The sequence below is a fragment of the Oceanobacillus luteolus genome (assembly GCF_042678205.1).
In the GTDB taxonomy this organism is placed as follows: domain Bacteria; phylum Bacillota; class Bacilli; order Bacillales; family Amphibacillaceae; genus Oceanobacillus; species Oceanobacillus luteolus.
Genome location: NZ_JBHUDE010000035.1, coordinates 58453 through 82027, shown reverse-complemented (window position 1 = coordinate 82027; position 23575 = coordinate 58453). Strand labels below are relative to the sequence as shown.

The window sequence follows — 23575 nt, the reverse complement described above, 5'->3', positions numbered from 1 at the left end:
TAACCGTAAATCTGTTTAAAACATCTCAGATTCACGGTTATTTGGCGTTTCTGTTTTTAATTTTAGTTGCTTCTATTATAAAATTTCTTAGTTCGGGCTTACGTTGAGTGAATTAAATATTAAATATAAAATTGTATTTTACATCAAGGCATGACAACTCATATTAGGAGCTGTCATGCTATTTTTATGATGGATTTTCTCATCGACATCCGTTCATACATATCGTTAATAAACAGAGTAGTTGATTCATAGATACAAACGAAACCTGATAGAATAATTGAAAAGCCCCAATAGACGTTGAATTTGTATATTGGGGCTTCATCAAACTAAAAGACTTTTAATCTAAGTCAATCCAAACTGTCTTTGTTTCCAAATAGAGATCTAATGATTCCTCTCCATTTTCTCGACCAAGTCCGCTTTGTTTATATCCACCAAATGGAACTGCAGGATCCATTGCATTGTAAGTATTCACCCAGACTGTTCCTGTTCGCAGACCATCTGCAACGAGATGGGCTTTCCGGATGTCTGTCGTATTTACTCCTCCACCTAATCCATACTCGGTTTGATTTGCTAATTCAATCACTTCATCGATATCTGTGAATGGAATACCTGAAACGACAGGACCAAAAATTTCCTCTTGGGCAATTCTCATATTATTGTTTGTATTTGCCACGACGGTCGGTTTTACAAAGTATCCATTCGCTAATTCCTCTTCCGTTGCATTACCGCCAACTAGAATTTCTGCTCCTTCTTGTTGACCGATGTCTAAATAGCCAAGAACTCTTTCTTTTTGTCTTTCAGAAATAAGTGGTCCTAAAACAGTTGAAGGATCAAATCCATTTCCAACTTTATAATTTTTCGTGTAATCTGCTAAATCACTCATGAAATTATCATAAATATTTTTCTCAACAAATAAACGGGAACCTGCAATACAAGCTTGTCCTGAATTGTAAAATACAGAATTTGCAGCGTTTTGAATGGCTTTCTCATAGTCCGCATCGGCAAACACAATATGAGCGGACTTTCCACCCAGTTCAAGGGAAACTTTTTTCACACTTGCAGCTGCTGAACTCATAATCTTCTTACCAACAGCTGTTGAACCAGTGAAAGCAATCTTATCGACCAGTGGATGGTCAACTAGAGCTTGCCCAGCTGTTCCGCCAAATCCTGGCACAATATTGACAACGCCATCAGGAAACCCAGCTTCTTGAACAAGTTCTCCAAGTCGCAATGCAGTTAAAGGAGTATTTTCAGCTGGTTTTAAAACAATCGTATTTCCAGTAGCTAAGGCAACTGATAATTTCCAGACAGCCATCATTAATGGACCGTTCCAAGGAATGATTTGACCACAAACCCCTACTGGTTCTTTCCTTGTATAAGTAAACGTCTTTCCTGGAACAGAAGTAGGAATCGAACTTCCGGTAATCTTCGTGGTCCATCCAGCAAAGTAACGAATATTTTCTGCCGCAGATGCCGAGAAGAATTTTGTCATATTGAGTGGAGCCCCATTATCCAGTGTTTCTAAATGGGCAAGTTCCTCTCCATGTTCTTCCAACAAATCTGCAAACTTCAACATAAGTTTACTACGGTCATATGGCTTCATTGTTCGCCAAGGACCTTTGTCAAATGCATCACGTGCAGCACGAACTGCTAATTCAATATCTTCTTTACCGCCTTCAGCAACAGTAGTAAGGAGTTCTCCGGTTGCAGGGTTTCTCGTTTCGAATGTTCTTCCAGATACCGATTCTACCCATTTGCCACCGATAAATAATTTCTTTGGCTTGGAAATAAATTTGGCAGCATTTTCATTCAATTGGACTAATGTATTGGTTGTCATATCCATACCTCCTATTTTTGAATGCGCTTACAAATAGAGTGATTATTACTCTTTAATTTATTATAATAGGATGTAAGGCAAACTAAAAGGGATGTTTACAGACTATTGAACATATTAGTATTATTTGTACAATAAAATAACATATTTGAACAAAGGGGGACTCTATGTATAACAATGAGGAATCTTACATTGATAAACGGATTGTAAGGACAAAGAGCAAGATAAAGAAGACATTCTTATTGCTGTTACAACAGAAACCGTACAACAAACTAACGATTACAGAAATTGTTAATCAATCAAAAATTAGTCGTGTTACTTTTTATAATCATTTTGATAGTAAAGAGGAGCTACTTATTGAAATTATTGACGATGTAATGAAAGACTTAGTCATTAGTTATCGGAAACCATACGAAAATCTTAATTTATTTACGGTTAATGATATAAAACCTTCCATGTTAATGTTATTTGAGCATGTTTACAAGTATTCAGACTTTTATTCTACAGTTACCAATTCTGATATTTTAATAGAACTCCAAAACCGTATGATTGATGAGTTGAAAAATTTAGCTTTAAAAGACTTTAGTATGATTAATTCAAATATTGATAGAGTGATCTATGCGGAGTGGTACGCATATGCGATTTACGGAATAATACTAGAGTGGATCAAGAAGGGATACTCACATTCACCGAAGTATATGGCTGAGCAATTATTAGACCTTGTAAAAAGCATTCCAAAAAAGAGGGTAGAAAGAAAGGGAATGGTTAGATATTCTTGATGGTAGAATTTGAACAGATATTAGTGGTGAAATAACAAAATTTATACCTTTTAATGGGGGGCCTGATAAATATAAGGCGGAAGGTTTCTATCCAAACTATTAAATATCAACTCTAATATTGACATGGATAAAAAACTACTACCAAAAGACCATTAAAAAAACAGCCTTATACATTAATGTACAAGGCTGTTCTTAATTCACTAAAAATCTATTCTGCAATATACGCTTGTTTTAATTGATAAAGTCCATGAGCATTGATATGTAAATCTTGGACGTTATCATTTACACCAAGTAGATATTCTGAGTGGTTTAAGTAAATCATTGGAGCGAGCTCCACAAGCATTTCTTGTGCTTCAGAATAAAGTTCCTGTCTAACTTCCGGATCTGTTTCTCTTCTAGCTTCGTCTAGAACTGCATCAAGTTCTTCATCTACAGTAAATGTACGGTTACCCGTCGCCCCTAGAGCTGAAGAGTGGAACAGTGGGTACATTCCATAGTCAGCATCGGAAGTTACCGTAGTCCAGCCAAGGATAAACATATCATGTTCTCCATTTGCTGTTTTTTCTAGGTAAGCACCCCATTCTAGTTCTTCAACTTCAACATCGATTCCAATTTCAGCTAACTGAGATTGAACATTAACTGCAGTATCTACAAGTTGTTCACTATCACGTGTCCAAAGAGTTGTAGAGAAGCCATCTGAGAAACCTGCTTCTTTTAACAATTCTTGAGCAGCCTCTGGATCATATTCAAGTCCACTTACACTTTCATCATATCCGAATACTGGAGGAGCCAAAGGACCAACTGCTTCAAGTCCAACTCCGTTCAATACACCATCGATAATTTGTTGCTTATCAATTGCCATTGAGATTGCTTGACGAACCCGTACATCATCAAATGGTTCTTTTTGTGCGTTAAATCCTACATAATCTAATCTTACACTTGGTTCCTGAACAACATGGACTCCATCAGCACCCTCTACTCGAGAAATGTTATTTGGTCCGATTGTGTCAGCAACGTGACTTACACCTGTTTCAAGTTCAGCGATTCGAGCACTTTGTTCCGATACAACTTTGAAAGTAACAGAGTCCAGCTTAGCCGGTTCTCCCCAATACTCTTCGTTACGAGTCAATACAACACTTTCACCAGGTGTCCAGCTTTCAAATACAAATGGTCCTGTACCAACCGGATTTTGGTTTATGTATGAATCAGCATCTCCGCCAGCTTCAAACTGTGCATAGTCCTCTTCAATAATATTGGGACTCATAATTGCTGCACCACTATGAGCTAAATTAGCTAGTAACGGAGCATATGGATATTCTAAGTTAATCCGAATTGTTAACTCATCAACTACTTCCACACTTTCTACTGCTTCAACTAAGAATGAGCGTGGTGAAGCAATTTCTTCGTCAACTAAACGATCGTAGTTCATTTTTACAACTTCAGCTGTCAGTTCTGCACCATCATGGAAAGTTACTCCTTCTTGAAGTGTAAATTCCCAAGTTGTATCATCTACTTCTTCCCAAGATGCTGCAAGGCCTGGTTGGACTTCTTGGTTCTCATCAAGATTAGTGAGTGTTTCATATATATTTTCAGCTACGTTACTTGATGCAGTGTCGTTAGACCCTTGCGTGGAAAGAGAAACAACATCATCCCCGATGGCAATAACTAAATCTCCACCATCATCTCCACCTTCTGTTGTACCTTCAGTTTCGCCTTCTGCCTCTGCACTATCTTCAGGCTCTGCTGTTGTTGGTTCACCGTCTCCAGCACACGCTGCTAACACTAGTACTAGTGCTAGAATGAGAGAGACGAGAAGCCATGATCTTTTTGACTTCATGCTGTTAATACCCCCTAAAAATAATTTATATTTCCTAAATTGTGAAAATCAAACAATTTCTTTTCAATATAGAGTATATTTTAAGAAAAATCAAGTTTTAGACGTTTTTTTATTGTTTGTTGTCCACTTGAAGTAATTTCCCCTTATACTTTAAGGTGTTTGGGCTTTAAGTTTAAAAGTATAGTAGAAAAGAAGTGGGAGTGGGATTAATCTTGGTTCGGCCTCTACTATATACTTAATTGTGGAGGGAAAAGTTGTCGGGGCAGGGGAGCAGTACATGAAAAAATAAATCTATCACCTCCACTAACCATTCCATTCCCCGACCTTCCCCAATTTAGTTTATAATAAAGGAAGACGATACGAGATACATATTGTCATATAGGCACAAAACAAAGCAGGTGATCACAATCAATATCATAGAAACACGGGTTCGTGGATTTATTACGGACATCCAACACCCTAAACAAAAAAAGAAAATCAATATCAATGATCTAGAACTCCAACTCAGAAGGATAATAGATAATTATTTTGAAATGAATGGCTACGGGCTTTTCTACGAAGCGATTGAAGCCTTACAGGAGGAAGGTGTGCTTTCTCCGATACATAATAAACAATTTAACGGGAAGTCACCAGCTCTTCCGTTGTATTACTGGGTAAATATGAAAGCTAAAGAATCGAAGTGGGACCGCCTTAAGATGATGCGGTTAAGTGACACGTTTGATTTTTCCTATTATGAAGCTCATCCGGAATATCAAACGGAAGAAGAATGGAAACGGATTGAGACGTTATATACCTTCTTACAAACTGCAGACGTTCGAGAAGTCGTGTCTATAGAAGAAAGAAGTTTGGAACTGTTTGGTCATGAAAAGTTTTTAACAGATCCGGAGTTGTTTCCCGAGGGTCGAAGATTTTTATCCCGAATTGGTATATCAGAAGAAGAATTAAAAATGGTAAAATACGGGGAGCCTTTTGTATTTTGGTTGAAGCAAGGTAAGGGATATAACGATGTTCAGCGGGTTCTCATTGTGGAAAATCTAGCTTTCTTCCATACTGCGGTCAAGCTATTGGAAGAAAACGTCCTAGATTATGAGCCAGAACTGATTATTTATGGGGAAGGAACGAAAATCGAACGTAGTTTTTCTTTCTTCTTCGAGATGTTTCCCCCGAAAAACTATCTCTTTTATTACGCCGGTGATATCGATGCAGCAGGGTATGGGATTCTCATTCGATTAATCGAGAAGTTTCCTGATCTGACGATTCAGCCCGCGCTGAAAATATATCGAAAAATGCTGGAGTGTATCGAGCAAAGCAATGACCAAAAGATGGCTCAATCAGCGAATATAGTATATCGTGATGCATTTCTCCAGTGGTTTACAGAGGAGGAGCAGAACATTTTACGTAAGCTTTGGGAAGAGAAAAAACGAATTCCCCAAGAAGTATTAACAATCGAAACATGGAGGCGTTGGTTGTGAACGAATCATGGGAAGGCTTTGCAGAACGAATGCAGCGTCTCAATCCACTGTTTGAATTAGGCAGAGGAATGGAAGTGGGCGAGTTAAAACCTTATCTTCAAACGATCCTCATGCAAGTGCTGCTCGCGATCTTTTATCGTGAGTTAAATGATGATGAGCATCGGCGGAAATCCGATATTAAATATATCGTGGAAGATACGATTAAACAAATGAAGCTGCTCGCAGATGAGAAGCAAATTGAACGAATTACGAGCGGGTTATTATATTCAGGGAAAGAAAAATTATTGGTGCCAGTCACTTCCCGAACAATGTCGAAGTGCCAGGCACTTATATTAATAAGGAAAGGTAGACAGCAAACTTGTCCCTGCGTCTTATGATCTTACTGCATGACGGAATGCATAATAAAGGAGATATGGTGATGGCAACAAAAAAGAGTTCAGATGCTTGGAAAGAAGCTAAAATAAAATGTCGTTTAAATCAAGCTGATATTCAGATGGCCAAGGAGTTGGGGATGACGCCAAAGAGTTTGATTAAAAATATCCCTTCATCAAAGCAGCAATGGAAAGCACCTGTAAAAATATGGGTCCGTGATTTGTATCGGGAGAAGTTCGGTAAAGTCTTAAAACCTAATCCTGCATCCAGTTCAAAATTAATGAAAACAGACGGAAAGCATGAAAAACCAATTACTTCTGAATCAAGAATAGATGATGAAGACTTGCCATTTTGAGATAAATGAAGAGAAAAGTGGCTTGTTTACGAAAAGAAGTAAAAAAAGTAGTTACGACGAGGTATACAGTTATCTTAATAATAGAGAAACTTCCGAAAGACTAATCAAGAAAGAGAAGGTGTGAAAAATGTCTAACACAAAAGAAAAGAAAGAAAGAAGGAAAGTTGAATTACTGAAATTAACAATGACATTCAGTAAGGAATTTTTGAATGAGGAATATGAAAATGTGATTGAAAAATTAATAAACAAAATGGCCAGAAAAAGAGAGGTCCCGTTTTTGACAGGCCGTATTGAAATCTGGGCTGCTGCAGTGATCCATGCAGTGGGGACGGTCAATTTTTTGTTTGATAAATCTACTCAGCCTTATGTGGCAGCAACAGATATTTATTCGTATTTTGATACAAAGCAAAGTACAACTTCACAAAGATCGAAGCAGATTAGAGACATGTTTAAAATGACTTATTTTGACAGTGATTTTTCGATAGAGTCCGTTAAACAATCAAGCCCTTTTAATAATCTTACACAAAGTAATGGATTTATTGTTCCTCAGTATATGGAGAAGGAAAAGTATGTTTATGTCGGAGAAAGAGATATTCAAATGGCACAAGTTTTGGGAATTAAGAGTTTAGAGTTGGGTGAAACATATAAAGAGAGTGATATACATAAATTATTTCAAGTGGAAGAGGCAAGTCTAATGAAGTTCTATGAATACCTTTCGAAGTATTTAACATTTCCTTTTACCGCTATATATGAAGAGGAAGTAGGTCCATTTGAAGTTGCGGGATTTGAAGTAGATTGCCTTGGTTTAGAACAAAAAATGAAAATAGACGAAACTTATGGGATTCTTATGGAATGTATGTTTGAGGAAAAGCATGTCGTACTCCCATTAGGCAGCATTATTTTGGATGAAAAACATAATAATTATAAATGGATAGAGTTATATCTGGATTGGTTCTGGTCATACAGATAATGGAGTCTCTTTTTCTTTTTAGGGCGGGGATTGTTCCCTCATCCACATTTCCCATCATGTTGGATATAGAAAATATATACTCCTTGTAGTATAATAATCATATAATATGGTGATTATAAAGTTACTTGAAAGGAGTTATTCATATTGGATATAAAACCATCGACAACAATACGGAGAGATTACAATGCATTCTCGAAATATTGTCATGAAATTGATGAACCAGTAATTTTAACACGAAATGGTGAAGCTGACTTGGTTGTTATGAGTCACGAGACATTCCGTCGCAGGGAAGCTCGGTTAAAATTACAAACCAAACTCCTTGTAGCAGAAAAGCAAATAGCTGAAGATGCAAAGTTAATGGATCACGAAGAAGTAATGGAAAAAATGCGGAGGAAAATAAATGCCGCAAAAGAAGATTAAATATGCACCTGTTGCTATTGACGATATGGATGAGATTTTTTCATATATATCAGAGGATGATTTTATTGCTGCGGAAAAGTTTTTAGATAAACTAAACGAACGAATAGCCTCATTAGGGGATTTTCCCGAAGCAGGAACGGTCTTATCAGATGATGAATATACGCTTGTTCAGCAGGGATATAGATTTATCGTTGTCCATCCATATTTAATATTTTATCGGATAATGGAAGACTCTGTTGTCATTCACCGGATAATACATGGGCGGAGAGATTATCTGCGAGAATTATTTGAATTCTAAATGATAAATAGAATTTTACCAATCGTCCGTGGCTTGCACTCTTGAATTAAAGCAATTTAGGATGTTAACTGATTTTTGTTGAAACGTATTTCCCCCTCAGATCGTCTTTATTTACAAGACAACAAGAGGGGGATTTTTATATTAATCCAATCAAACATTGTTCATAGGAAATTTTGCCATCCACTTCCACCAACCATTCCATTCCCCGCCGTTCCCCAATTTAGTTTATAATAAAGGAAGACGATACAAGATAGATATTATCTTTTAGGCAGAAAACAAAGCAGGTGATCACAATCAACATCATAGAAACACGAGTACGTGGATTTATTACGGACATCCGACATCCAAAACAAAAAAAGAAAATCAATATCAATGATCTAGAACTCCAACTCAGAAGGATAATAGATAATTATTTTGAAATGAATGGCTACGGGCTTTTCTACGAAGCGATTGAAGCCTTACAGGAGGAAGGTGTGCTTTCTCCGATACATAATAAACAATTTAACGGGAAGTCACCAGCTCTTCCGTTGTATTACTGGGTAAATATGAAAGCTAAAGAATCGAAGTGGGACCGCCTTAAGATGATGCGGTTAAGTGACACGTTTGATTTTTCCTATTATGAAGCTCATCCGGAATATCAAACTGAAGAAGAATGGGAACGGATTGAGAAGTTATATACCTTCTTACAAACTGCAGACGTTCGAGAAGTCGTGTCTATAGAAGAAAGAAGTTTGGAACTGTTTGGTCATGAAAAGTTTTTAACGGATCCGGAGTTGTTTCCCGAGGGACGTAGATTTTTATCCCGAATTGGTATATCAGAAGAAGAGTTGAATATGGTAAAATACGGAGAGCCTTTTGTATTTTGGTTGAAACAAGGAAAGGGATATAACGATGTTCAGCGGGTGCTCATTGTGGAAAATCTAGCTTTCTTCCATACTGCGGTCAAGCTGTTGGAAGAAAACGTCCTAGATTATGAGCCAGAGCTGATTATTTATGGGGAAGGGACGAAAATTGAACGGAGTTTTTCTTTTTTCTTCGAGATGTTTCCCCCTAAAAACTATCTCTTTTACTACGCCGGTGATATCGATGCGGCTGGATTCGGGATTCTCATTCGGTTAATCGAGAAGTTTCCGGATATGACGATTCAGCCCGCGCTGAAAATATACCGGAAAATGCTGGAGTTTATCGAGCAAAGCAATGACCAAAAGATTGGTCAATCAGCGAATATAGTATATCGTGATGCATTTTTTCAGTGGTTTACAGAGGAGGAACAGAACATTTTACTTAAGCTTTGGGAAGAGAAAAAACGAATTCCCCAAGAAGTATTAACAATCGAAACGTGGAGGCGCTTAATGTGAACGAATCATGGGAAGGCTTTGCAGAACGAATGCAACGTCTCAATCCACTGTTTGAATTAGGCAGAGGAATGGAAGTGGGCGAGTTAAAACCGTATCTTCAAACGATCCTCATGCAAGTGCTGCTCGCGATCTTTTATCGTGAATTAAACGATGATGAGCATCGGCGGAAATCCGATATTAAATATATCGTGGAAGATACGATTAAACAAATGAAGCTGCTCGCAGATGAGAAGCAAATTGAAAGAATTACGAGTGGGCTATTATATTCCGGGAAAGAAGAATACAGTCAACCATTTGAAGCTTATTATTATGATGAAGTGAGACAATCTTGGGAGACACAGGTGTTTCGTTATGTGACGATGGATGACTTGTATACGAATTTGGAAATGGGTCAGTCCATCGTCTATAAGCTGACAGATGTTGCGCAAGAAATGATTTTTATGAGCAGGGAAATGGCAGAAGAATTCTCCATTACGATCGAACAACTCTATAGTATCCAGTTGATTAAAAACGGTAACTTTCAGAAAGCCACAAGAAACCTCGATCACCTCATTTCAAGGGTTAACCGCTTAATGGCCAAGGAATATTCCTTCGGGCAGGAAATGATCAATAATCCCAAAATCCTAATCATCGAAGCTGAAAAGCAACGAGCTGATAATCGAATCGAAATTGAAAAGCAATTTGAAGAAGAAAAGAATCACTTCCGTACGATTACAAGTATGATTGAACGAACAAAACGTCAAAATGCCGAGGATGACCACATTCATCGAGAACTCGTCTTGCTTCAAGAAAAGATTGGCCACTCCCGCGGGCTGCATGATCGATTTGCCAAACTCGTGATACAAAATATCTCGTATGAAATGAAATTAAAGGTGGAAAATCCATCCCTATTTTGGGAAAACAGTCTAGTATCCTTCAAGGAACATATTTATGAGGACTGGCTGATGAAAGAGGGAGTGGAGTCTTTTTCCACCATTGAAACGATCCTGTCTCCATTATTTTCCCCTAAAAATGAATTCATTTTGCCATTGGATTGGGTTTGGGGCGAGCAAGAATTCGATGGAAAAGAGGAAATCGAAGTCGTGGAAGACGAGGAGGAGACAGAAGGGATTGTTCAAGCGCGCATCACGAACTGGGATTCTGTCGTGAAGGCATGGAGCTATGTGTTCCAATATCTCCAAACGTATAAGGAGTTCTCTTTAGTCGACTTAAAGGAGCTGCCGCTGGAAGTACAGGATGTATGGTTTGAGGAATATGAAAGCATCGATTTATGGATGATGTTTGATAGAAAGCCGCTTAAGGTGCAAGTTCTCCACCGGAAAGAAGAGACATTAAATGATGAACGGGAGATTCTGCTTTATAAGCTAATGCAGGAATATCCGCAATTTCAAGTATTTGAAGGTGCCAAGATTTATACGGAGTTTGATCATCGTGCCGAGCCAATTACTTGGTATGACATGAAAATAACTCCGTTTAAAATCTGTATCGAGGAGGAGAACCGATGAACGCAGAAAGTATTAAAAAAGCATCCGCCATTTATTTTTCCCTGTTAAAGGAAAGAGTCATCGATGAAACGAGCGAGCATTTTGAAGCGTATTTTGAACCGGAAGTGCGGCAAACGGTTCTACTCATGGCGGATGAATCAGGGACGTATATTATTGAAGCGCCGAAACGGATTCATTTAGTCGTTCAACCAACAGGTTCCGTTTTTGCGACGAATTTTACCCATATGCGGGACAAGCATAATCAGGTCGAAACGAAGAAACAGTTTCACCTCATGAGTGTGATTTTGATGTCTTTTTTAGCAAGTGTCGATCAAAATCAGGCTGCTAAAATAAGGACGAAACGGGAAGGGATCAGCTTTTATTCCCTTGAACGTAAAGTAAATGAACTCATCATCAATTGGGATCGTATCCTAAAGAGTAATCCGAACTTTGGTGATGAGGAACGGATTGACATGAGGGAAGTCGTCACCATGTGGAAGTATATGGAAGTTGATCGAGATGATGCATCACTCCGAAAGGTTAATAAACGGACAAGGATCGGTCTCATTGCTAGCAGCATGAGGCTTCTCGAGACAGAAGGTCTTGTCGTCATCCTCGACTGGGACGATATTCCAAAGGTCATACCGAAGCAGGAATTATTTGAGCGGATTGAATACTTATATCATGACTATGAACGCTATGAATTTATGAAAAAATTAGTGAGCGAAGAGGAGGGCGAGCATGCCGAAGATACACAAGATTAGAATTGTAGGCCTTAAATACGATGGCATGCAGAAACAGTATAAAGATACGACGTTCCAGTTTCATAATGAAGAGACCTCCGTGAACGGTCTAATTTCGATGATGAACGGGGGAGGAAAAGGCGTATTCTTACAAGCCATTTTCCAAATCGTAAAACCAGGTACGGCCTGGGGCAAACAAAACAATCGGTATTATCAGCAGTTTTTCTTTAATCATAAAGAGCAGTTTATTCCGTATACGTTCCATGTTTCCATTCAATGGGAATTGGATGGTGCGGACCGTCATCTCATCACCGGTGGGATGTTTTCGGCAGACCAGCGGATTTCCATGAATGAGGAAACGGGAACGGAAAGCAAAACACTGGAACAAGAAGCGAAAATCATTCCCAACATTACATTTTACACACGAGAGTTTGAGACAAAGGAAGAAGCAGACCTCGAGCATATTCCGCTTTATGAAGATGGCGAGGTAGCGGATAATGAGAATTTGAAAGATTATTTGAGATGGAATGGTTTTGATGTCTATAAGGATACGAAGAAGCATTATCGCATTCTCGATACATACGCAATCAACCGTAAAGACTGGGATATTTTAAAAGAGATCAACAAAGACGAAGGTGGCGTAGGAAAATATTTCGAGGGAGCGGAAGACGATCATTCCCTGTTCCAAAAGCGGATTATTCCTACGATTAGTCAAGTATTACATAAAACCGAACATCAAAAGAATGACTTAGTTGAAATTTTTAAAAGTCAGGCGAGTATCGCAAAAGATTTGCCTGTCCTCTTAAAACGAGAACAAGCCCATAAAGAATTTCTCGAAGATATTGTTCCGTTTGAAGAACATTTGGCTACAGGTATCGAGCACAAGGAGATTGTCGAGGATAGTGTGAAAGAAGGGAAGCAGCTCCTTGGTGCATTGGAGCATTTGAAAAGATTAGAAGAAGAGAACCTCATTACCCTGGAACGTGAGATGGAAAAATTACAGGAGAAAGAAGAGGATCTGCGCTATCAAAAAGACAATCTAATTTTTGCAGAGGCCCATCGCGAGGTATTGGAATGGGAAAAGAAATTAGACGAAGAACAGAAGAAAAACAAGGATATCCAAGAGGTCGTCAAAGAAAAGCAAGAACGGAAAGACCAGTTAAGCTTTGACCTTTTATTAAAAGAGTGGAACGAGGTCGATCAAACGATTCAATCCCTTTCTCAGGCAATTGCGCGCTTAGAAGAAAGTAGTGGGCTTGAGGAAGTCAATCAAAAAATGGATGAAATCAAAGCAGAGGCAAGCAAACATTGGGAGGTTTCCTCTGAAGCCATCCAAGCCAATGTGAAGCAGTATTTCGGTTACCTCAAGTATTTGAATAAGCGAGCCACAGAACTGGCGAGACAAGATAAACAAAAGACGAAGGAGATTGCGAGAGTAAGTACAGAAATCGATCGTCTGTATCTCGATATGAGTTCCTTCGAGAAGAAGGAAGCGGATGTTACGAAGGAATTCGGTAACCGCATGACCTATGATTTGCCGGGATTGATTGAAAGTTTAACGAAACAAGTGGAAGATCGCAATCAACGAATAGAAGAAATCGAGAATCAACGTCAAGCAGCAAGCGAGCGACAAAATCAACTTGCAGCATCACACGGGACGTTGACCCAATCGATTACGTATTCGGAAGAGAAGTCTGAAGAGTTGGTGCGTTCGTATGAAGTACAAAAAGAGAAAGAAGGGAAACTCGCTTCGAAGCTTCATGGACTACTCGATTCCGTAACCGAACCATTCACACATTCATCTTTATCCAAATATGCCCTCGAGTTGGAGGAGTTACTAAAGCAAAATCTAGACCAAGTGGAAGCCACCAAAAAGGAATTATGGGAAACACAGCTTGATGCGTCATTAAATGATCAACAGTTCTGGATTGCGAATAAAGATGTCAAAGAATTGAAGGAATGGATTGATGAGAAGACAGGAATTGATGTCTTCTATGGTAGTCAATTTCTTCAATCGTTAAACCCGGAAGAACTGGCGAATCATTTAGTGAACTACCCGCTTCTACCTTATGGTTTAGTCGTTTATGGGCAACAATGGGAAAAAATCAATCAACAATTGCTCACCCAACGCTTATTCCATAGCCCAGTTCCGATTTACTTACGTGAAGAAATGAAGGACACCTCGGAACAAACGGCGTTAGTTGTCTTAAACGGAACGGAAAAAGAACTTTTAATTGATAAAAACCAATTTTCAAAGTGGAAAATTAAAATCGAGAAAGCGATTGAAGAGAAAATCAATACACTCCGTGAATTGGAAAAAACAGAAACAGCCTACCGGCGGATGTTGAAGGAAATCGATCGCTTTGTATCAGGCGAGCTTTCCGTTGATTTTGAAAAAGCACTAGCCGCCGAAAAGAGCGCACTTCAGCTCAAGAAGACGGAATTACAAGAGATCGTTACGAAGCAAGAAAATGAAAAAGAGATCCAACTGCAATTAAAAGAGGAATTGGAAAAGACCGAGCAGAAAATAGAGGAGCTTACTTCAAATATCGCCCGACTGCAACAATTTGAAAAAGAGAAGCAGCTCTATGAAGAAAATAAGCGGGTCAAACTCGAAAAGGAAAAACAAAAAGAAGCATTAATGAAAGAACAAGAAGAAGTAAGCGAGTCCCATGAAGAGTTCGTTAACGCAGCAAGTAAATGGAATCACACGTACTTGGAATGGAAACTACAGATCGAGCACTCGATTAAAGAGGTTGCCTTCTTTATTGAAGAAGCCGCATTTCCTAAGGAGGAAAAGGGAGAACTCACCGAAGAAGCACCTTCCCTATCCGATCATATTTTAGAAGACCTTTTAGGAAGTATCGAAGCGTTACGAAACTTGCAAAAGTCGAAAGAAGAGCAAGCCCAAGAGTTACTCGTCAACCAAGCGAAAAAAGAAAGTGAACAGAAGCAACAGAAGAAAATAGAGAAAAAATTACATGCGCAAAACGAGGATTGGAAAGATGCGACCGTACCAGATGAACCACTCTCTATACTCGAAAATATGCTACAGAGCGCAAGTAAGGATCTAAGAGCAGGAGAAAAAGAAGAGCGTGCAATCGAAAAAGCAGTTACGGTTGCAGAAACATCGCTGGAGCATGCTGTAAAAGAGCGAACGAAGCATGAGAAAAAGGTAGCCAAGCATGAGAAAGAAGTCGCGGCTTGGGAAGAGCTGGATTTAGAAGTAAAAGCGGTTGAGATAAAGGATCAAACGAAAAATACAAAAGACGAAATCAAGCAAACAGAAAAACGTCAAAAAGAAGCGGAAGCAAATATAACAAGTTATGACGGTGATATGCTGACACTCTCCGTTATTTTGAAAGAAGAATCGTCCGCCTTTACCGAAGAAGATATCGAAAAGATTAAGAGTCAAGGGAAAGCATGTATCATCGCCTGGTGTGACCAGCATCAAGCTTTACAGGATAAAGGCCAAGAGAAGCATGCGAAGATTGATCAATCCCTAAGGAATTTAAAACTGACGATTGAAGGCAAAGATTGGGAGATTCGCTTTAAAAATGAAGTGCTGACGACATTGGATCACCTGGATACGAGACATTACGACCATGTCCAAAGCGTCGTGAAAAACATGAAACGTTTCTCCCAAAGTGGATTGGAACAGTTGGAACGGGATAAGGAAAGAGCGGAAAAAGCTCAGCACTTCTGGGCGAGTCGTGCCAGCATGAAAGTGATGAGTATTTCCGAAGCGATCCGCTCGATGATTGCGAAAATGAGACTGAAAAATGAACGGGGCACGTTCCCGCTTGTACAGCTGAAAGAGGATATTTTACCGAAGAAGGCGGAAGAAATCGAACCGCTGTTAAGTCAGCATTTCGTCTCGGCGATTCAGCAAATCACGAAGCAATTTGACTTCATCGACGATCAAAACCGAACATTGGATCAAGAAATTAGAAGCCTTGTCAGTGATGAGAAAATCTTGTTTGTGGCGCTTCGGAATCGCTATCCCGAGCTGCTTGTCTATAACATGCGAACCGATAATGCCTTTATGTACGGCAAACCACAACGGGAGCATTACTCCACATGGCAAACGATCAATCAAGGTTCCAAAACCAAATCAGATGGAAGCGGCGGACAAAAACTATCCGCTCGTATGGTCATGATGATGATGTTATTATCCGTGAAAAGTGAAACCGATCAAAGCTGGGTTCCATTAGTTGTCGATAATCCATTCGGCCAAGCAGCATCTGCCCATGTTTTAGATCCGATCTTCGCTGTAGCGGATAAACTAAGATTCCAATTCATTATCGTCACACCACCTGAATTGGTTAAAACAGAAATTAGCCAACGCTTTGAAGCCTACTATAAACTCGACTTTATTCGTGAAAATGGAAAAGAGATTATATCGGATACGATTGTACCGGCTGTGCGGATACTTCAGGGATCTTAAAAGTGCCAGGCACTTTCTAGATGTTGTCGAGTGCTTGGCAGAAGAGAATAACGGTTCTTAAATTAAAATAAAATTCCCCCTCTGGTCGTAAACTTTTTTGACGATCAGAGGGGAATTATTTTTATTTATAATTGTAAGAGATATAAGAATCGTAACATTGAACCTCTATTCATACCTCTGTTTACAAGTAACTACATTATGCTATAATAAACATAAATAACAAAATATTGAATACACTATAAAAACCGCTCCATGCTGGTAACATGGAACGGTTCCAATAGACCAACCCCAACAAGAGGGGAAGGCACACTGGGTAAAATAATCCCTCCATGCGCGGCTAAACGACATGAGGGATTATTTTCTTTGTTGGACATAATTAAAACAATCAGGGTCCCAAAAGCAATCATGAGACTTAATGTTTCAACAATCTCCATCGGCATCACCTCCTTCCTGGAAAATTCCAGAAAGAAAAGTGCGCCGTCATCCCTCATGCGAAGCCAGTCTATTGTATCTGTATTTTATCATATAAGAACGTATATTCCTATATGTGTTTTGGAAAGAATAGATGCCTGCGACTTCCCGTTTACTATTGAATATACCGAGAGTAGAAAATCCGGTGCATAAGATCTAAGGCTAAAATTGTGGTAGGCCTTACTGAATGCTGCTCTTATAACAGGTTTATACTCATTTTATATGTGGTATAATATCCATAGAAAAACATAAAATAATAAAAACTGTCCACTATTGGGAACGGTTGCAACATACCAACCCCATCAAGTGGGGTGGACACACGAAGTTAGAAATAATCCCTCAGCGCCGGGCTAGAGCACATGAGGGGTTATTTTTTATAAGTGAAGTGGAGCAGGTGGAGTTGTTATAGAAAAGTGTCTATAACTCGTTGAATAGCAGAATGAATAACAAAAAGGAGGCAAATCCTTTTATCCTATTAAACAGCAGGATAAAGAACTTGCCTCCTTTTGATTTTTGGTATCGCTGATTTGAAAATATTGTCCTGACTTAACTTTTCGTTGTGTCGTTCGAATAAGTTTCAAACGACTTATATCAACTCGGGTTTATATACAATTGATAGACATTCGGATTGTCTAATTGATCCCACTTAATTTCACCCAGCAATATTTGGAACCCATGATTGAAATAATGTTTTCGATCAAAAGCAAGGACATCTTGATTGGTTATCTTCAATTTTTTCAAGATATCCTTTTCTGAACCGTCATCTAAAAGTTGCGCATAGTAAACTTCTGCAAATGGACGGTAAGCTGGTGCTTTTTCAAAAATCAATTCCTGATCCATAAGAGCATGAGAAAGATGTCTCATCGTATCTCTTTCACTAGTAAGTAGTGCGCCGATGGGCTCTGGAAATTTCTCTAAGAGGTCCTTCGGAAAATTTTCTAAGGCATTTTTAATTGCCTCATCACCTTGTTTGTAACTTTCTTGATAGACATGCAATGAAAGATGGGCAGCAGCTAAATTAAAAGCAACCGCATGGTCGTTTACTCCTTTTAAGTAGAAGATATTCGCCACTTCTTGCAATAGATTAACAGAAATTCCTTTGTCATTAATAATCTGTTGATAATAGTCGAGCGCCAAATCAAATTTCTTTTCCCGCTTTGCTTTTTCTGCCAATTCAAACGTACTCATTTTCTCAGCCCCTAAAAGGATTATTTGCTTCATATAAAATAAAAAACTTAGCTGCGAGTCGAGCTAAGTGTATCGTAAAATTTATTATGAAACTTGTATACATATTATAGCATATAGCCTACGCAAGTATGAAGTACTTGGTTTTGTAAATTAGTGCAGTGACTGTTATTTGTCCATGCTGTTATCCGTCGAAATCACGCTAAGATATATATCAGCTAAAATATGTTTTTGCTGATATATTTTCGAAATGTAAAGTGATATTAAAAAAATCCCCTGAAGCAGAACTTCAGGAGAGCACACTTCAAATTATTTAATTACTTGCATTAATCAGCCTGCATTCCACCGTCAACATTATATAGTGAACCTGTTACAAAGGATGAGTTATCAGATGCAAGGAATAGAACTACTTGAGCAACTTCTTTCGGTGCACCGAATCTACCTAATGGTATTCCTTGTTTAATAGCTTCTCCAGATACCTTTGGATCTTCTGGAGTGATGTTGTTTTGAATGTCAGCGAGCATTTGTGTATCAATTGCTGCGGGTGCAACAGCATTTACACGAATTCCACTTTTCGCAACTTCAAGTGCCGCTGTCTTAGTTAGTCCAGCCACAGCATGTTTGGATGCAATATAACCAGGCATACCAGCGGAACCAATATAAGCTGCATTGGAAGCAGTGTTGATAATACTTCCATAACCTTGTTTTTCCATCTGAAGGATGACATGCTTCATACCGAGGAAGACACCGGTTACGTTAATGCTCAGGATTTGTTCGAATGTTATCTTATCGAGATCTTTGATTTCTTTAAATGGTCCGTTGATACCTGCGTTATTAAAGAAGACATCAATTTTTCCAAATGCATCCACTGTCTGTTTCACATAATTCTTCACATCTTCTTCATTTGTTACATCTGCTTGTACAACTAAAATATTGTCTTTATCCCCATTCAAACCTGCTTTTGCATTTTCTAGAGCTTCTTCATTAATATCTACTAAAACCACTTTTGCCCCATTATCCAGGAAGAGCTGCGCAGTCTCTCTACCAATTCCACCTGCGCCTCCAGTGATAAGTACTACTTTGTTCTCCATTTCTCATCCTCCTCGTTGTGTAATCTTTAACTAACTTAATGATATAGGTAACGCTTTCATAGAGCAATTCAACTGCTTGGTTTTATTTTCTTCTTCTCTGACTTCAACCTATAAATTGATGTTACCATCAATCGACCATATTCCCTATATTTAGTTAAAATAATAGGTAAAGAATGGTAACATAGAAGTGGTTTAGTAATTATGGAATTGATCTCTAAAGGGATATAACATTAATGAAAGGAACCAGGCAGCTTACTTAAGTAATTAAAGTGGAAAATTCACCATCTTAATGACTTAAATAAAAAGTATTAATCCCCTGTTTCCTAAGTTAAAATCTGTAATGAAGGAGGAGATGTAGGGTGGAAGGAAACATACAAAATGTTGTAGGTTATATGCGTAAAGGAACTAAGTTTGTTATACCAGTATATCAACGTAATTATGATTGGAAATTAGAAAATTGCCAGCGTTTAATGGATGATTTAGTAGAGTTACATGATACGGAAAAGAATACTCATTTTTTTGGTAGTATCGTAGTAAAACCAACTGTTTCTGCTGAGGAAGTTATTATTGATGGGCAACAGCGTCTGACAACGTTGTCTTTACTCTTTTTAGCAATTGTTAATTGGCTAGAAGCTAACAGTGTGGAGGATACAAGATTGACACCTGATAGATTAAAGGGCGATTTCTTATTGGATTATTATAGGCCAAAAAATGAGCGGATACGTTTAAATTCTAATCCTCGTGATTACGACGCTTACGTAAAGCTTTTTGGAAATCCAAAGTTCTTTATCACTGCTTCGAACATTACAAGAAATTATAAATTCCTTTATGATTATATTACAAATATGGAAATTAGTATTGATGATTTATTTCAGTCAATTAATAAACTCCAATTTATGGTTGTCAGTTTAAACTCTCCGGAGGATGATCCGCAGCTTATTTTTGAAAGTTTAAACTCCACAGGATTAGAGTTAACAAATGCTGATAAAATAAGAAACTATCTATTGATGAACGAAGACATAAATAATCAGGAACATCTTTATAGTAACTATTGGGAACCTATTGAAGAAAGAACTGCTTTCAATTTGAGTGAGTTTTTTAGAAATTATTTAACCGTGAAAAACGCTAATACACCTACCATTAAATATATCTATGAAGAGTTTAAAAAGTATTATGAAAACAGCTGGACAGATAAAGAAGCGTTTTTCCGAGACTTAGAAGATTATTCATTAGCTTATCAACAAATCTTGAACAGTTCTGTTGGAGATAAAAAAATTAATAATATCCTATTCAGGTTAAACCAACTTGAAGTAACAGTTACCTATCCTTTCTTGATGGCTATTCTGCGAGACTTTAATAATGAGCAGTACACCTCAGAGCAAGTTGAAGAAATCTTAGTTATCGTTGAGAGTTATATTGTACGACGAATGATTGCTCAGATTCCATCAAATGCATTAAATAAAATATTTGCAGTCCTGTATAGGGATTTTAGAAAGCATCTGTCTACAAGCCATGGAGCGGAATCCGAACCAAAAGAGATTATAAGCTATCTACTTTTAAATAAAGAAAAGTCTGGGTTATTCCCTAGAGATCAAGAAATACAATCTATTTTACAGACTCGTGACATGTATAATATTAATCCTAAATTCAGGACTTACCTATTTGAGAGACTTGAAAATTATAACCATATCGAGAATTTAAATATTTACCACGGTGTAGAGGAAAAAGACTATACAATTGAACATATTATGCCGCAAAAATTATCCGTAGAATGGAAAAGAGATTTAGGTGAAAGTTATGAAAGAATACATGAGGCGTATCTCAATAATTTAGGTAACCTGACGCTAACAGGCTACAATCCAAAATATAGTAATCGAAGTTTCTCTGAAAAACAATCCATGGATAAAGGTTATAAGGAAAGTCACTTTGTCAATTTGAATGCGCTACCTGCCAAGGCTAGTAAGTGGGGGGAAGAAGAAATTATTTCTCGCCGTGATTCTTTAATCAATTTAGCTTTAGAAATTTGGACTTATCCGGAAACGAATTACAAACCGAAGAAAGATGAAGAAGATCTCTATGATTTTGATGGAGAAAACTCATTCACTAACTATACAGTTAAAGGGTATACATTTATTACAGATGATTATCACGCTGTGGACTCTTGGAAAGAGATGTATATTGAATTAATAACTATATTAGCTAAGGATAATCCAACAGCGTTTGCAAAATTTGCTGAAGCTGATAGTAAAACGGGTTTTGAAACAGCTTTTTCACAAGTGAGCAACAATAAATTTATCGAAATCTTACCAGGAGTTTATGCAAAAACGAACTTATCAAATAAAGGTAAAACATATGTATTGAGGCATTTATTTGATGTTTTTGAGATTGAATACAGCAGCCTACAGATTGATGCTATTCCTCCTAAAACCATATAGAGTGTTTAGTATGTAGAAATCTCTACACCTATGAGGATAAAAGGCCAAGGCTCATCTGAAAATTTAATCCCTCATGCGCGACAAAGCGGCATGAGGGATTAGTTGTTTTTTTATTGTACTAGTTCAGGATTCCCACCATAATCCAATAGGATCAGCTCATTATCCTCCATCGTTGCCTTATACAACGTAATATTTCCTTCAGTAGGCAGTGAGTAATCAGAAGGAACTTCAAAGTTGTCATTTAGTGCAACCGTCCAAACGGCTTCGTTATTTTTCTTCAAGACGATAGCAAGGGTGCCAAACTGTTCCATCTCATCCCATTCAAATAACGTTTGTATACCCTTCTCAGTCACTGTCAGACCTTCTGTACCGGTGATTAGTTCGATATTTTCACCTTGCCATTTGCCATGGATCACAGCTCCTACTTCGTAATAGGAAAGCCCGTCACCACGGTAACCGTACGTGGCTACAAATTGTTGGATAGTGTTGTCTTCTGTCTCATATGTTATGGCTGCCACATCATCCGCTAGCCATTCGATTTTAAGTTCCCCTTTTATCTTGTGGGGGAGAACTTCTTTCGGCCGAGCTAGAATGCGATAATAGTCTCGATAATAGACGACATCTCCATTTTCCATGTTTTCTTTAATTGACAAGACATGTTTCCAATCAGGGGAGACACTTACAGTATTTTTCACTATTTGATTACTGGAGATCAACATGTAAATCTGACCTACAATAAAAATGAATAGGATACTTGCTCCAACTAGCTTTAATTTCTTCCTAGGTTTTATCAAAAGTAATAATGCTAAGAAAAGAAAGACGAAACAAATGATATTAATCAAGTAAAATAAACGGTCATCCACGTACTCCACTTGATGTTTTCTAGAGATGACCAAGTAGCCAATCTGTAAGAAGAAAAAGCCGAGGGAGATCATCAATGAGAGCCAACCAATTATATTCTGTGTACGCAATTTATTCATTAGGCTCGACCTCCATTTCGAACTCCCAAGTTTCTCCATTATCTTCTGATATGAATTTTCCTTCCACTAGTCCACCTTGATAATCTCCATACGGTCCCTGGTTCACGAGTAAAGATAAATGGTCTTCTTCCTGTACTGGAAGTCCCGCTTGTATGAAAATCTCGTTGTACTCTTCTGGAATTTGAAGGGACGCTTGCTTCCATGTTTGGCCTGCATCTTTTGTCACATAAAGCTCGGGTTTACCAGAATTGATTGTTTCAAAAGTTATAAATCCTGTGGACTCATCAACAAATCCACCATCGGAAATTAATCTTGTCACCCCTAAATTGGTCGTTTCCTGCCAACTCTCCCCGCCGTCGTGAGTAAGAAAGACGAAGGAACCTTCTTCAGACATGGTGCGACCACCGGAAATAATGACATATCCAAATTCTTCATTTAGAAAGTCTACTTTTCTAAATCGCATGCCGGGGAAGGGTTCTTTGACCGTGGATTCTTCCCATGTTTCCCCTTGATCCGTGGAATAGAGCAACACAACTCTTTGACTCTCCCAATTCTGTCCTTCTGAATAGAGGAATGCTGTGAGATTTTCAGTAAGGAAATAACTATCCTCAATCAGTTCCTGCCTGTTCCCGTTATATTCGCCACTGAATAATTCGTCCAACGGCACTGGGACAGTAGTCCAATCTTTACCTTGATTAAACGAGATGTTCAATTCATCGTCTTGTAAGGAGTAGAATATTGGGTCATCTGGATTAACGATATGTAATTCTTTACTTTCTGTAGATGGAGGTTCTGAGGTGTGCGGTGGGGCCAAGGAAGATAAATCCATTTCTTTGATGTTTTGATAATAAAAAATCGATAAGACTGATAATACAATTAAGATGATGCCTGATAAAGTAAATAAGAAATATTTCATGAGAAAGTGCCCTTTCTAAATTTATTTATGGGATCATGCTTTGTGGACGGTTACAGCAAGAGTCTTGAGATGATAAAGTGCCTCTAAATCTTTTAAACTTAAAAAACCTCAGGTACAGTAGGGACATG

Annotated in this window: 19 protein-coding genes; 12 read left to right on the top strand and 7 right to left on the bottom strand. The window is 38.2% G+C overall.

Going from position 1 to position 23575, the window contains the following annotated elements; genetic code table 11:
• Positions 1–337: 337 nt before the first annotated feature.
• The gene (locus ACFSBH_RS07330; RefSeq protein ID WP_251513385.1) at positions 338–1837 is read right to left on the bottom strand and encodes an aldehyde dehydrogenase family protein; all 1500 of its coding nucleotides are present in this window, start codon (positions 1835–1837) and stop codon (positions 338–340) included.
• 164 nt (positions 1838–2001) lie between these two features.
• Here ACFSBH_RS07330 and ACFSBH_RS07325 point away from each other — a divergent pair, with 164 nt between their 5' ends.
• Complete coding sequence (locus ACFSBH_RS07325; RefSeq protein WP_251513382.1) at positions 2002–2613, top strand: TetR/AcrR family transcriptional regulator; 612 nt, start codon at positions 2002–2004, stop codon at positions 2611–2613.
• Between the two features lie 208 nt (positions 2614–2821).
• Here the strand turns inward: ACFSBH_RS07325 and ACFSBH_RS07320 are convergent, their stop codons facing one another.
• Positions 2822–4450, bottom strand: coding sequence for a glutathione ABC transporter substrate-binding protein (locus ACFSBH_RS07320; protein ID WP_379596837.1), 1629 nt, complete (start codon positions 4448–4450; stop codon positions 2822–2824).
• Between the two features lie 371 nt (positions 4451–4821).
• Between ACFSBH_RS07320 and ACFSBH_RS07315 the strand changes: the two genes are divergently transcribed.
• The 10 genes from ACFSBH_RS07315 to ACFSBH_RS07270 all read left to right on the top strand — a co-directional run bounded on the left by ACFSBH_RS07315 (position 4822) and on the right by ACFSBH_RS07270 (position 16369).
• Entirely contained in the window at positions 4822–5922 is a 1101-nt protein-coding gene (locus ACFSBH_RS07315) for a Wadjet anti-phage system protein JetD domain-containing protein (protein WP_379596835.1), read from the top strand.
• On the top strand, positions 5919–6299 hold the full coding sequence (locus ACFSBH_RS07310) for a hypothetical protein (RefSeq protein WP_379596833.1): 381 nt from the start codon (positions 5919–5921) through the stop codon (positions 6297–6299). The genes ACFSBH_RS07315 and ACFSBH_RS07310 overlap by 4 nt, the downstream gene beginning before the upstream one ends.
• 41 nt (positions 6300–6340) lie before the next feature.
• A complete protein-coding gene (locus ACFSBH_RS07305) occupies positions 6341–6649 on the top strand; it encodes a hypothetical protein (protein ID WP_379596831.1) in 309 nt (102 codons plus the stop codon).
• 127 nt (positions 6650–6776) lie between these two features.
• Entirely contained in the window at positions 6777–7619 is an 843-nt protein-coding gene (locus ACFSBH_RS07300) for a DUF6398 domain-containing protein (RefSeq protein WP_379596829.1), read from the top strand.
• Between the two features lie 144 nt (positions 7620–7763).
• Positions 7764–8039, top strand: coding sequence for a type II toxin-antitoxin system Phd/YefM family antitoxin (locus ACFSBH_RS07295; RefSeq protein WP_379596827.1), 276 nt, complete (start codon positions 7764–7766; stop codon positions 8037–8039).
• Positions 8020–8337, top strand: a complete 318-nt coding sequence (locus tag ACFSBH_RS07290; protein WP_251513366.1) for a type II toxin-antitoxin system RelE/ParE family toxin — start codon at positions 8020–8022, stop codon at positions 8335–8337. Before ACFSBH_RS07295 ends, ACFSBH_RS07290 begins: the two co-directional genes overlap by 20 nt.
• A 284-nt stretch (positions 8338–8621) precedes the next feature.
• Complete coding sequence (locus tag ACFSBH_RS07285) at positions 8622–9695, top strand: Wadjet anti-phage system protein JetD domain-containing protein (RefSeq protein ID WP_379596825.1); 1074 nt, start codon at positions 8622–8624, stop codon at positions 9693–9695.
• Positions 9692–11200 (top strand): hypothetical protein, encoded by a 1509-nt coding sequence (locus ACFSBH_RS07280; protein WP_379596823.1) that lies wholly within the window; start codon positions 9692–9694, stop codon positions 11198–11200. The genes ACFSBH_RS07285 and ACFSBH_RS07280 overlap by 4 nt, the downstream gene beginning before the upstream one ends.
• Positions 11197–11943 carry a DUF6063 family protein gene (locus tag ACFSBH_RS07275; protein ID WP_251513358.1) on the top strand — a complete coding sequence of 249 codons (747 nt, stop codon included), beginning with the start codon at positions 11197–11199 and terminating at the stop codon, positions 11941–11943. The genes ACFSBH_RS07280 and ACFSBH_RS07275 overlap by 4 nt, the downstream gene beginning before the upstream one ends.
• Positions 11921–16369, top strand: coding sequence for a coiled-coil domain-containing protein (locus tag ACFSBH_RS07270; protein WP_379596820.1), 4449 nt, complete (start codon positions 11921–11923; stop codon positions 16367–16369). Before ACFSBH_RS07275 ends, ACFSBH_RS07270 begins: the two co-directional genes overlap by 23 nt.
• Before the next feature lie 236 nt (positions 16370–16605).
• Here the strand turns inward: ACFSBH_RS07270 and ACFSBH_RS07265 are convergent, their stop codons facing one another.
• The 3 genes from ACFSBH_RS07265 to ACFSBH_RS07255 all read right to left on the bottom strand — a co-directional run bounded on the left by ACFSBH_RS07265 (position 16606) and on the right by ACFSBH_RS07255 (position 19116).
• Positions 16606–16803, bottom strand: a complete 198-nt coding sequence (locus ACFSBH_RS07265) for a putative holin-like toxin (protein WP_251513351.1) — start codon at positions 16801–16803, stop codon at positions 16606–16608.
• 628 nt (positions 16804–17431) lie between these two features.
• Positions 17432–18028, bottom strand: coding sequence for a hypothetical protein (locus tag ACFSBH_RS07260; RefSeq protein ID WP_379596818.1), 597 nt, complete (start codon positions 18026–18028; stop codon positions 17432–17434).
• A 323-nt stretch (positions 18029–18351) separates the two neighbouring features.
• Positions 18352–19116 carry an SDR family NAD(P)-dependent oxidoreductase gene (locus ACFSBH_RS07255; RefSeq protein WP_379596816.1) on the bottom strand — a complete coding sequence of 255 codons (765 nt, stop codon included), beginning with the start codon at positions 19114–19116 and terminating at the stop codon, positions 18352–18354.
• A 359-nt stretch (positions 19117–19475) separates the two neighbouring features.
• Here ACFSBH_RS07255 and ACFSBH_RS07250 point away from each other — a divergent pair, with 359 nt between their 5' ends.
• Positions 19476–21551 (top strand): DUF262 domain-containing protein, encoded by a 2076-nt coding sequence (locus tag ACFSBH_RS07250; protein ID WP_379596814.1) that lies wholly within the window; start codon positions 19476–19478, stop codon positions 21549–21551.
• Between the two features lie 110 nt (positions 21552–21661).
• On the opposite strand, the gene ACFSBH_RS07245 is transcribed toward ACFSBH_RS07250, so the two are convergent.
• A complete protein-coding gene (locus ACFSBH_RS07245) occupies positions 21662–22531 on the bottom strand; it encodes a hypothetical protein (RefSeq protein ID WP_379596812.1) in 870 nt (289 codons plus the stop codon).
• Positions 22524–23447, bottom strand: coding sequence for a WD40/YVTN/BNR-like repeat-containing protein (locus tag ACFSBH_RS07240; protein ID WP_379596810.1), 924 nt, complete (start codon positions 23445–23447; stop codon positions 22524–22526). The genes ACFSBH_RS07245 and ACFSBH_RS07240 overlap by 8 nt, the downstream gene beginning before the upstream one ends.
• Positions 23448–23575: the final 128 nt, after the last annotated feature.

Excerpts from the sequence above, each read along its gene's own strand:
- ACFSBH_RS07330 (WP_251513385.1), bottom strand. The coding sequence starts at position 1,837 with ATGACAACCAATACATTAGTCCAATTGAATGAAAATGCTGCCAAATTT.
- ACFSBH_RS07325 (WP_251513382.1), top strand. The coding sequence starts at position 2,002 with ATGTATAACAATGAGGAATCTTACATTGATAAACGGATTGTAAGGACA.
- ACFSBH_RS07320 (WP_379596837.1), bottom strand. The coding sequence starts at position 4,450 with ATGAAGTCAAAAAGATCATGGCTTCTCGTCTCTCTCATTCTAGCACTA.
- ACFSBH_RS07305 (WP_379596831.1), top strand. The coding sequence starts at position 6,341 with ATGGCAACAAAAAAGAGTTCAGATGCTTGGAAAGAAGCTAAAATAAAA.
- ACFSBH_RS07300 (WP_379596829.1), top strand. The coding sequence starts at position 6,777 with ATGTCTAACACAAAAGAAAAGAAAGAAAGAAGGAAAGTTGAATTACTG.
- ACFSBH_RS07290 (WP_251513366.1), top strand. The coding sequence starts at position 8,020 with ATGCCGCAAAAGAAGATTAAATATGCACCTGTTGCTATTGACGATATG.
- ACFSBH_RS07275 (WP_251513358.1), top strand. The coding sequence starts at position 11,197 with ATGAACGCAGAAAGTATTAAAAAAGCATCCGCCATTTATTTTTCCCTG.
- ACFSBH_RS07270 (WP_379596820.1), top strand. The coding sequence starts at position 11,921 with ATGCCGAAGATACACAAGATTAGAATTGTAGGCCTTAAATACGATGGC.
- ACFSBH_RS07265 (WP_251513351.1), bottom strand. The coding sequence starts at position 16,803 with ATGGAGATTGTTGAAACATTAAGTCTCATGATTGCTTTTGGGACCCTG.
- ACFSBH_RS07260 (WP_379596818.1), bottom strand. The coding sequence starts at position 18,028 with ATGAGTACGTTTGAATTGGCAGAAAAAGCAAAGCGGGAAAAGAAATTT.
- ACFSBH_RS07255 (WP_379596816.1), bottom strand. The coding sequence starts at position 19,116 with ATGGAGAACAAAGTAGTACTTATCACTGGAGGCGCAGGTGGAATTGGT.
- ACFSBH_RS07245 (WP_379596812.1), bottom strand. The coding sequence starts at position 22,531 with ATGAATAAATTGCGTACACAGAATATAATTGGTTGGCTCTCATTGATG.
- ACFSBH_RS07240 (WP_379596810.1), bottom strand. The coding sequence starts at position 23,447 with ATGAAATATTTCTTATTTACTTTATCAGGCATCATCTTAATTGTATTA.